The 589-nt window shown below is 65.4% G+C and carries 1 protein-coding gene; it reads right to left on the reverse strand.

Annotated features, from left to right (window positions below; translation table 11 throughout):
- Positions 1 to 175: 175 nt before the first annotated feature.
- Positions 176 to 472 (reverse strand): hypothetical protein, encoded by a 297-nt coding sequence (locus MJ777_RS00525; protein WP_239372352.1) that lies wholly within the window; start codon positions 470 to 472, stop codon positions 176 to 178.
- Between the last annotated feature and the right edge of the window lie 117 nt (positions 473 to 589).

Raw genomic sequence — 589 nt, forward strand, 5'->3', positions numbered from 1 at the left:
TCGAGATCACCGGCTGTCTTGTCCGGTCGGTGTGGCCTCGCCCGACGCGGGCTGAGCCGTAACCGCTGTCGTCGGACGCGTTCGCCCCAGACGCACTCCACTGACATCGCGATCGGTGCTGGGGCCGTGCCGGTCAATGCCTGATGCGGGCACGGCACGGCCGTACCCGGCCGCGTTACCGCTCGAAGATGTCGTGGGTGCCGATGCGGAGCCACTCGACATGAGGCCCCGGCTTACCCGGGATCGGGTCGCCGTACTGCCAGAGCGCCCGGCCGTTGTACGCCCACGTCATCTCATAGACACCGGATTCGGACTTGAAGCTCTTCACTCGCAGCTTCGGATGAAACGAGCCCGACGTCAGCCCATCACGAAACAGCGCAACAGCGTGCCGGAACGCGGCTTGCTGCGCGGGGGAGAGCCGATGGAACTCCGCGAGAAAGCGGGCAACCGGCTCAAAAGTGGGCACGGTCACGACAATAGTAGTGAAGGGTGAGTACCCCGCCGAGAGGTCAGCTCGCCTGTGGGTAGGAGTCTGCGGACAGTACGTCGAGCAGGGCGTCGAACGCGGCATAGCTGGTGCAGATGACCG

Source organism: Protofrankia sp. Cj5, assembly GCF_917627405.1.
GTDB lineage: Bacteria > Actinomycetota > Actinomycetes > Frankiales > Frankiaceae > Protofrankia.